General features: G+C 58.4%; 5 protein-coding genes. 4 read left to right on the top strand and 1 reads right to left on the bottom strand.

The features are described 5' to 3' along the window. Positions 1-96 precede the first annotated feature (96 nt). The 4 genes from fliF (at position 97) to AC07U5_RS12515 (ending at position 5,800) form a co-directional block, all read left to right on the top strand. Complete coding sequence (fliF, locus tag AC07U5_RS12530; RefSeq protein ID WP_062425102.1) at positions 97-1,785, top strand: flagellar basal-body MS-ring/collar protein FliF; 1,689 nt, start codon at positions 97-99, stop codon at positions 1,783-1,785. Between the two features lie 345 nt (positions 1,786-2,130). Continuing rightward, on the top strand, positions 2,131-2,862 hold the full coding sequence (visN, locus tag AC07U5_RS12525) for a transcriptional regulator VisN (RefSeq protein WP_062425103.1): 732 nt from the start codon (positions 2,131-2,133) through the stop codon (positions 2,860-2,862). A gap of 10 nt (positions 2,863-2,872) precedes the next feature. Further along, positions 2,873-3,619 carry a transcriptional regulator VisR gene (gene visR / locus AC07U5_RS12520; protein WP_494723154.1) on the top strand — a complete coding sequence of 249 codons (747 nt, stop codon included), beginning with the start codon at positions 2,873-2,875 and terminating at the stop codon, positions 3,617-3,619. Between the two features lie 327 nt (positions 3,620-3,946). Then, positions 3,947-5,800 carry a methyl-accepting chemotaxis protein gene (locus tag AC07U5_RS12515; protein ID WP_111848311.1) on the top strand — a complete coding sequence of 618 codons (1,854 nt, stop codon included), beginning with the start codon at positions 3,947-3,949 and terminating at the stop codon, positions 5,798-5,800. A 101-nt stretch (positions 5,801-5,901) separates the two neighbouring features. Here the strand turns inward: AC07U5_RS12515 and AC07U5_RS12510 are convergent, their stop codons facing one another. Further along, on the bottom strand, positions 5,902-9,408 hold the full coding sequence (locus AC07U5_RS12510) for a PAS domain-containing hybrid sensor histidine kinase/response regulator (protein ID WP_494723153.1): 3,507 nt from the start codon (positions 9,406-9,408) through the stop codon (positions 5,902-5,904). Positions 9,409-9,485: the final 77 nt, after the last annotated feature.

Genomic DNA, 9,485 nt, shown 5'->3' with positions numbered 1-9,485 from the left:
AGGGCGTTCTATGAGAAATCCTCGCGCAAGCTTCGTCCTCTAGGGTGGCATCGGGACCAGAAGGTCTCGAACCCATGAATGACGGTGCGGAACAGAATGAATCTGTTAAATCAACTCCCTCAGGTTTTTAAAAACTTCGCGGCCTTAGGCCAGACGCGGCTTTTGGTGCTGGGTGGTGTGGGCGTTCTGTCCATGGCAATCATTCTCGCTGCAGCTCTTTACGTGAACAAGCCGGCCTATGAGACGCTTTATGTCGGCCTGGAAACCATGGATCTGAACAAGATCAGCATTGCGCTTGCCGAGTCCAATGTCGATTTTCAGGTTGGCTCGGATGGAACGAGCATCCAGGTTCCAGTCGGCATGACGAGCAAGGCTCGTCTGCTTTTGGCCGAACGCGGCCTGCCCGACAGCGCCAATGCCGGTTACGAACTGTTCGACCATGTCGGCTCTCTGGGTCTCACATCCTTCATGCAGGAAGTGACGCGGGTGCGCGCTCTCGAAGGCGAGATCGGTCGCTCGATCCAGCAGATTGACGGGATTGCGGCAGCCCGAGTTCACATCGTCATGCCCGAGGTCGGCAACTTCCGGCGGGGGGAACAGAAGCCCACTGCCTCCGTCATGATCCGGGCGAGCGCGTCCGCGGGCCGAAAGGCCTCCGCTTCCATTCGTCACCTTGTTGCATCCGCAGTGCCGGGTCTTGAAGTCGATGACGTGACCCTTCTCGACTCCACTGGCCAGCTTCTGGCGTCGGGCGACGATGTCAGCAACGGCGCGATGAGCCGGTCGCTGACGCTGGCGCAGAACGTGCAGCAGGAGCTTGAGACGAAGATCGACAAGGCGCTCGCGCCCTTCCTCGGCATGGACAATTTCCGCTCGAGCGTGACCGCGTCGCTTAACACCGACAGCCAGCAGATCCAGGAAACCGTCTACGATCCGAACTCGCGTGTCGAGCGTTCCGTTCGCTCCACGAAGGAAGATCAGAAATCCCAGGAAACCCAGCAGGATTCCGCAGCCACTGTCGAGCAGAACGTACCGCAGGCGGCTCCCCAGAGCGGTGGCGCCGGTCCGAAGTCGTCCGATGAGACGGCCAAGAAGGAAGAGCAGACCAACTACGAAATCAATTCGAAGACCGTGGCGACCGTTCGCAACGGCTATTCGATCGACAAGATCTCCGTTGCGGTCGTGGTCAACAAGGGCCGCCTTGCGAAGATGATCGGCGATCCGGCCGACCAGGCCAAGATCGACGCCTATCTCGCGGAGATGCAGAAGATCGTTACCTCTGCTGCCGGTACCTCGACCGAGCGTGGTGACGTGGTGACGATCACCGCCATGGACTTCCTTGAGACGCAGCTTCTGGACGAGGCTGTTGCCGGCCCAGGCTTCACCGAAGTGTTGAGCCGCAACTCCGCTGGCATCATCAACTCGCTCGCCTTCGTCGCGGTCGCCTTCCTGGTCGTCTGGCTTGGTGTCCGTCCGGTCGTCCGCTCCATGTCGGCCGGTGGGGCTCCTGCCTCGGCGGAACTGGCCCAGGATTCGGCCGGGCTCGAACTGCCGGACTTCTCTCCTGCCATGGGTGGTGGCGCTGCCGGGGGCCTCATGGAAGGCTTCGGAGCGGACTTCGGCTTCGACAGTACCGACGATCTTCTTGGTGGGGACACGGGCGAGGGCGACTTCAACCGCAGGGTCCGCGAAGGGCCGGAACGCAGACTTTCGCGCATGGTGGAAATCAGCGAAGAACGCGCTGCCAAGATCCTCCGCAAATGGGCAGTGGAAAAAGCAGCATGATAAGAATAAAGGCTGGATCAACTCCGGCCTTTTTCGTTTATTCGAAAATTCTTGCTGTAGGCGTATGGCGGATGTGATTTAGTATTTGTTCATCAAATCGCCGATTTCAGGTGGGGTATGTTGAAAAGGCGGATGTGCGCAAATTCGAACAGGTATATGTTCAGGGTTGTAGTGCACGCGAAAAAGAGTGGATAGGTCGTTACAGACGGGTACATTTCTTCAAGCGTCTCCTAGACTACAACGATTCGGTCGCCAGGGGTGTTCGTCAAAAGCGGCGCTTCTGAATGGAAATGAGTTCCATCCCGTTTAGGCATCCCCGTCCGGGGAACGAGAGGGCGTAGGCTATTGAAAGTGGATGTCGATATTCGCAGGCTGTCTGCCGCGCCAGCTGAAACGATTGCGAGGCCCTTGCCACGCAACCAGCTCATTCGCAAGATTGCAGCCGCAGCGGCGGAAAGTGACATCATTGGTGCGATGGAGCATCTGACATCCTATGTCGGCGCTTCGCACTATCTGCTGTCGCGTGAAGACCTCCTGCAGGAGGCAAGCCTCAGCTTCATCGTCACCTCCGACTGGCCCTTCGATCTGGTGCGCAAGCTGGCCAATGAATTGACCGGGACACAGAGCCGATCCAGTGAAATGGAGAAATGCCTTTCCCTGCTCAAGCCACGCGTGCTGTCTCTTCCCGACGATGCGGTCGCGCCAGCAGGGATCGATCGCCAGTACTGGACGATTACCTTTTGCGTTGGACGCATCCGCTTCTCGCTGCTTTTGATGTTTGCCGAAGGTGTTCTGCCGGCGGAAGATCGTCTTCGTGAAGCTGGAATGCTGGCCGGTTACTTTGCAAGCTTTGGCATCGTCGAAGGCACGAAGACCGAGCGCGATATCGATCTGACCGAAAGAGAGCTTGAATGCCTCTTCTGGATTGCCGAAGGCAAGACCAGCGATGAAATGGCCATGATCCTTGGCATCTCGCGCAACACCATCAACAACTACATCACCAGCGTCATGCGCAAGACAGCAACCAAGACCCGTTCGGAGGCCATTGCCTACGCGGTCCGTAACAACCTTGTCTAAAGGGCGCATCATGGGTTTCGTCAAGGATTTGAGCAATGAGGGATCGGGTCAGCCGATAGCGTCGAAGACCATTCCCTCCGTGACGCGGTCCGACCTCTTCCCCAAGCTGGTTGCCATGCAGAGAAGCCTTGGCGCCAAAAACTTCATCGTTCTGCGTGCCGTTGCAGCCGGATTTCCCAACAAAAGGAAGCTCTCCTGCGAGCTTGAAAATCTTGGTCTGGCTGCCGGTGAACAAAGCGCTCAGCTGGTCAGGGTCCTCGGCGAACGCCTACTCGATCACCTTGAATCGTCCCTGCTCCCCGTCGCCTGGACGAGCGAGCAAGAATCGGGCTTCGCCGATCTGCCGGACGTTCCCGCCCTTCTCATTCGCCTCGACAACGAGAATCTCGGATATTCCGGTGTCGGCTTTCCCGTGCGGCTTGGTACGATGGGCAACGGCTTCGTGATTTTTTGCGGTGGCAACCTGTTGCTCGACAATGAACTGATGCTGGAGCAGCACGTCAAATCCACGCAGATCATGATTGATCTCCTGGCCATGGATGAGCGTCGCGTCTCGCCGTCAGAAGCACTCAGCGAGCGCGAAGTCGCATGCCTGCAACTGGCAGGCGATGGCAGGATCAGTGAAGAAATAGCAACCAAGCTTGGTCTGTCCGTTCACACGGTCAATGCCTACCTCGGCTCCGCCACCATCAAGCTGGATTCCGTCAATCGCATCCAAGCGATCGCCAAGGCTATCCGGCTTGGTTTTATTCACTGATACGCGTCGCAGTGTTCAGTCGAGCCTGAGTCTCGTGCCGTTTGTACAGTCAACTGAGCGCCCGACACGTCTGCGGACATGGCTTGAAAAGCCCGTTGGTGCTGTGCTTTGCGTGAAACACGCGCACCGCGCGGGATCATAATTTTTTGACAATAGTCATTCTTTTTCGCATCACGCGTTGGTGCGTTCGAAGACATTTTGACGTGAAATCAGCGCCTTAGAGTTGATCCAAAATCGCGTTAGCTTAGCCTAGGCTGTTGTAGAATTCCCTGAAAATTAATCCTTTTGCTTCAAATTGCCTAAACTCGTTAAGATTGGGGTTTAGCAATGGGGCGTTTCGTTTCGAGATCCATCGTGGTGCAGATTGTATGTCTGGCCATCGGTCTCATCTTCCTTGGTATCGTTGCCGTCGGTGCTTCGACCTATGTGCGGTTGAAAGAAGACGTCATGCAGACGGCTTTGATGGATACGGAACGTGCCGTCCGCAGCATGGCCATTCTTTATGAGATGAAGGTCGGCGGAACCACGCTCGCGATCGAAAACGGTGAGTTGAAATCGGTCAGCCGTCCCAGCATCGGCACCTTGCTCGACTTTGACCTGGTGGATCGTGTCGGTATGGCAAATGGTGGCGTGGCAACCGTTTTCCAGGCGCAGGGCACCGATTTCCTTCGCATCTCGACCAGCCTGAAGAATGAGAAGGGCGAGCGCGCCGTTGGCACCAAGCTTGCCGTCGACGGTGCTGCTTATGCGAAGATCACCAAGGGCGAGTCTTATTTCGGTCCCGCAACTCTGTTCGGCCGCGACTACATGTCGGGCTACATGCCGGTTCTGTCCAAAAAGGGAGCACCGGTGGGTATTCTTTTCGTCGGCGTGCCCTTGGAGTTCTACCAAGGCCATATTGACGGTTTGCGCAACATGATCCTTGTCGTCGGCGCGGCTGTCATGCTTGCTTTCAGCATTCTCGGTTACTTCGTGATCAAGCGCAGCATGCGCCCTCTCGGTAACCTGACGGATGCGATCAGATCCCTGTCTCAGGGCAAGCTCGATACCGACATTCCTTACATGGAGCGGAAGAACGAATTCGGCGATATTGCCCGGGCCCTGGAAGTCTTCCGCGACAATGCACGCGAGAAGCTTCGAATCGAAGGCCAGAGCGTGGAAGAGCGTGCTCAGGCGGAAGCCGAACGGTCTCGCAACGATGCCGAGAAGCTAGACACCGATCGGCAGATCGAATTTGCTGTCGGCCAGTTGGCAGCCGGTCTCGCGCGCCTCTCCGATGGCGATCTCACCCAGACGCTCGACGTTCCTTTCTCCGGTCGTCTCGAACAGCTTCGGGTGGACTTCAACACTTCGCTCGCCAACCTGAAGGATGTGCTTCAGCAGGTGCGTGAGCGCACCTTCATCATTCAGAACAATGGCGCCGAGATGCGCAAATCATCCGATGATCTGTCGCGCCGCACCGAATCGCAAGCCGCGTCGCTGGAACAGACAGCCGCAGCCGTCGAGGAAATCACGGTCACCGTGAAATCCTCCGCCGAGCGTGCCCGCGAAGCCAACAAGGCCGTTCGCATCACGCAGGAAAGCGCCGACAACTCCGGCTCGGTCGTCAAGAACGCTGTCGATGCCATGGGTCGCATCGAGGAAGCGTCGCAGAAGATCGAACAGATCATCGAAGTCATCGACGACATTGCCTTCCAGACCAATCTTCTCGCGCTGAATGCTGGCATCGAAGCCGCGCGTGCAGGTGAAGCGGGCAAGGGCTTCGCCGTCGTGGCGCAGGAAGTGCGTGAACTCGCCCAGCGTTCTGCAGACGCCGCTCACGAAATCAAGGCACTGATCAACCAGTCGACGCAGGAGGTCAACTCCGGTTCGCTGCTGGTGCAGGAAGCAGGTCAGGTTCTCTCCTCGATCAGCCAGCAGATCGTGACCGTCAGCAAGCATGTCGAAACAATTGCCACGGCCACAAATGACCAGGCGTCTGCGCTGCAGGAGGTCAACAGCTCCGTCAACCAGATGGATCAGATGACCCAGCAAAACGCTGCCATGGCGGAAGAGTCGAGCGCAGCAAGTCAGATGCTCGCCGATGAAGTCGAAGCACTGCTTGGTCTCCTCCAGCGGTTCCGCATGGAGCAGTCTCATGCCGGCGCTGCGCGACATAGCCAGTACGGCCGGGCAGCCTGAACAAACATGAGACCTTGACGATAGGAGCCGCCCTTCATCTGTGGGGCGGCTTTTCTTGTCAGCGCGTGCCGGCACAGCCATCATTTGCGCGCCGGGATATTCTACTCCGCAGCAGCTCGCCGGGTGTTGAACACTTGGGTGACATAAGCGCGTAGCGCTGCGGGGCGCACTGGCTTGTGCTGAACGCCGATACCGTGCTTCTCAGCCTCCGCGCGGACTTCAGGGGTACGGTCGGCCGTTATCAGCAGGGCAGGGATCTGCGCCTTCAGCCTTTCGCGCAGATGCAGGATGAGATCGATACCGGTGCCTTCAGCCAGGTGATAGTCTGCGACGACCAGATCAGGAATGCCCACCTTGCCGAGAACGGCGTCGAGATCTCCCTCTGAGGCCGCTTGCGAGACTTCGCAGCCCCAGCCGCCCAGCAGCACCGACATGCCTTCGAGGATCTTTGGCTCATTATCGATGCAGAGAATATGAAAGCCGGATAGTTGCGTCTGTTGAGGGGACACCGTAGCGCCGGCCGCTTCCTTGGCCCGTTTGGTGCTCTGCGCTTCACGCGGCAACTGCACCTGGAACGAGGTGCCTCTGCCGACGACTGAGGACAGCTGGACGGGGTGGTTCAGCACACGCGAAAGTCGATCGACGATCGAAAGGCCGAGACCGAGACCCGCCGCCGCCTTCATGCCTCCATCGAGACGAGTGAACTCCTTGAAGATCGTCCGGAACTTCGAGGCGGGAATGCCCATGCCCGAATCCATCACCTGGATCACCACATCGCCGCCGCGACGGCGCGCGCCGACCAGCACCTTGCCTGACATCGTGTATTTGATGGCATTGGAAACCAGGTTCTGGATGAGGCGGCGCAGCAGATTGATGTCTGAGCGCACCATCAAGGATGTTGGCATCACCACGAATTCGAGGTTCTTCTCGCGCGCCATGGGCGCAAAATCGGTTTCGATCCGCTTCAACAGGTCGTTCAGCGGCACGCTTGCCATGCGCGGTTTCATCGAGCCGGTATCGAGGCGAGAAATATCCAGTACTGCGCCCAGGATCGTCTCGACCGATTCCAGCGCGGAGTCGATGTTCTGTACCAGATTGGTATTTTCCGACTGGCCAATACGCTCCACGAGCGCCGAGGAATAAAGCCGCGCGGCGTTAAGCGGCTGCAGGATATCGTGCCCGGCTGCGGCGAAGAACCGCGTTTTGCCGATATTGGCCTCATCGGCAGCCGCGCGCGCCTCCGCCAGTTCGCGATTGACCCGTGTGAGTTCGCCGGTGCGCTCCGCGACGCGTTGCTCCAGCGTCTCGTTGGCCTGTTTGAGCGCCTGGTCGCTTGCAACCCGCTGCGTGATGTCTGTAAAGGTCGCGACCACGCCCTTGTCCGGCATGGCATTGGAGCGCACCTCGATAATGCGCGCGCCGCCACTCAGCACCAGAGAGAAGGGGCGATCCATCGTGAGGAACTGATTGATGCGCTCGCCATGATCGCCAGGCTCTATATCGCCGCGCTCTTCCAAAAGCGCGACAATCTCCCCAAGCGGCAGACCAACGCGGCCGAAATGCTCCGGCAGGTCGAGAAGGGTGCGAAAACGTCTGTTCCAGATCGTCAACTGCTGCGAGGCATCGAAGACTGCGATCCCCTGATCCATCTGCGCCAGGGCGGTCTGCAGCATGTCCTGATTATATTGCAGGGCCTCGCTCGCCTGGTCCAGCAGCCAAGCCGTGTCGGCGCTGGTGTCCTCTGCCTTTTGCAGGATGAGGGACAGCACCAGACGCGCTGAGGAGGAGCCGATGGCGCTTCCCAGCAGTTGCTCGGAAAAATGGATCAGCGCCATATCGGCCGGCTGCTCATCCTCCAGCTTTCGACCGGCAGTCTTCTCGTAGGCGGAGAGCGACCGGAGCATCCGCTCTTCGCCAAGATAACGCGCGACCGCGCTTTTCAAGTCCCCGACGCTGACGCGCGTCTTCCACCCGCGTGTGGCAAATTGCGATTTTGAGTGGCGCTTGACGAAGATGCCGGACTGGATGCGCTCGACGGGACGAGGGTTTCGCGAAAGCGAGCCGAGCACGAATGCGAGCGTATTGATAAGCAGGCTGAGTGTCACGGCATTGACGAGCGGATCGGCGCCCGGCCCGCTGAACATCTCGGTTCCGGGAAAAATGAAGCTCAAAACGCCTGCCGCGACATAGGAGTAATCGGGGCCACCAAGGCTCGGCAGAAAGAGAAGATAGGCCCAGACGAGGAAGCCGGAGCTGAGGCCGGCGATCGCGCCGCGCGCATTGGCCCGCCGCCATAACAATCCGCCGAAAAGCGATGGCGCCATCTGCGCGATAGCCGCGAAGGCCAGCAATCCGATGGAGGCGAGACCCGAAGTGCTGTCTGCTGCCCGGTAGTAGAAATAGCCAAGCAGCAGGACGATGAAGATTGCCGTGCGGCGGATATTGAGGAGCGTCTTGGCGAAGTCGTCGCTGTGGGGCGAACGGGTCAGCAGCTTTTGTCGCAGGAAGATCGGCATCAGAATATCGTTGGAGACCATGATCGACAGCGCCACCGAAGCGACGATCACCATTGCCGTTGCCGCAGAGAAACCGCCGATAAAGGTGATCAGCGAAACGACCGGCATGCCATTAAACAGCGGTAACTGCAGGACATAGAGGTCGGCATTGCCATTATTTCCGATCGTCAGGAGGCCAGCGACCGCAATCGGCAGGACGAAAATGTTGATGGCAATCAAATAGAGTGGCAGCAGAAGACCTGCGGTGCGCAGTTCCTTCGGTGTGCGGTTTTCCACCACCGTGACATGGAATTGCCGCGGCAGAAGGATGATGGCAAAGCCAGAAAGAAGCGTCAGAACAATCCAGCGGCTGATGGGCGTCTGGTAGGAGACCGCCTCCATCACTTGGGTATTTTCGGAAGCAAGCCGCCAGAGCTCCGCTGGCCCGTCGAAGAGAAAGAAGACGACGTAGACGCCCGCGGTGCAGATTGCCAACAGCTTGACGACCGACTCCATCGAGATCGCCAGGATCAACCCGTCCTGATGTTCCGTCGCATCGGTATGGCGCGTGCCGAACATGATGGCGAAGCCTGCCATCACCACCGTCACGATGAGGGGAAGGTCGAGGAAATGGAGATTGCCGCTGCCGATGCCATAATCGCGCGGGTCCACCATGGTCGCGACCGAACTCGAGACCGCCTTCAGCTGAAGCGCGATATAAGGGACGGCACCGACCAGCGCGATGATCGACACGATCATGGCAACAGTCGGGTTCTTGCCATAGCGCGCCGCGATGAAGTCCGCGACCGAGGTCAATTTCTCGGCCTTTGCCAGTTCCACGATACGCCGGATGATGGGCATTCCCAGCGTGAAGGCGAGGATCGGGCCGGTATAGATGCCGAGAAATTCAAGCCCGCGTTCGGAGGCAAGACCCACGCCACCAAAATAGGTCCAGGATGTGCAATAGATCGCAAGGCTGAGCGCATAGACGATAGGCCGCCCCGTGTTGGGAGCGGTCTTGCGTCGTCCCTTGCGGTCGCCGTAACTCGCTACTGCAAAGAGCAGCAGAATATAGGCGAAAGCCGAGACGAATATGATCCACCCAGGCAGCAATGCAGTGTCCCCTCCACACAATCCCAAGAAGCTTATGACACTTCCAGTGAAATGAGAATTGGCACCGCATTGGCATA

It is taken from the genome of Agrobacterium sp. GW821-FHT02D03 (genome assembly GCF_059421725.1).
This window is presented reverse-complemented; position numbering and strand designations above follow the sequence as displayed.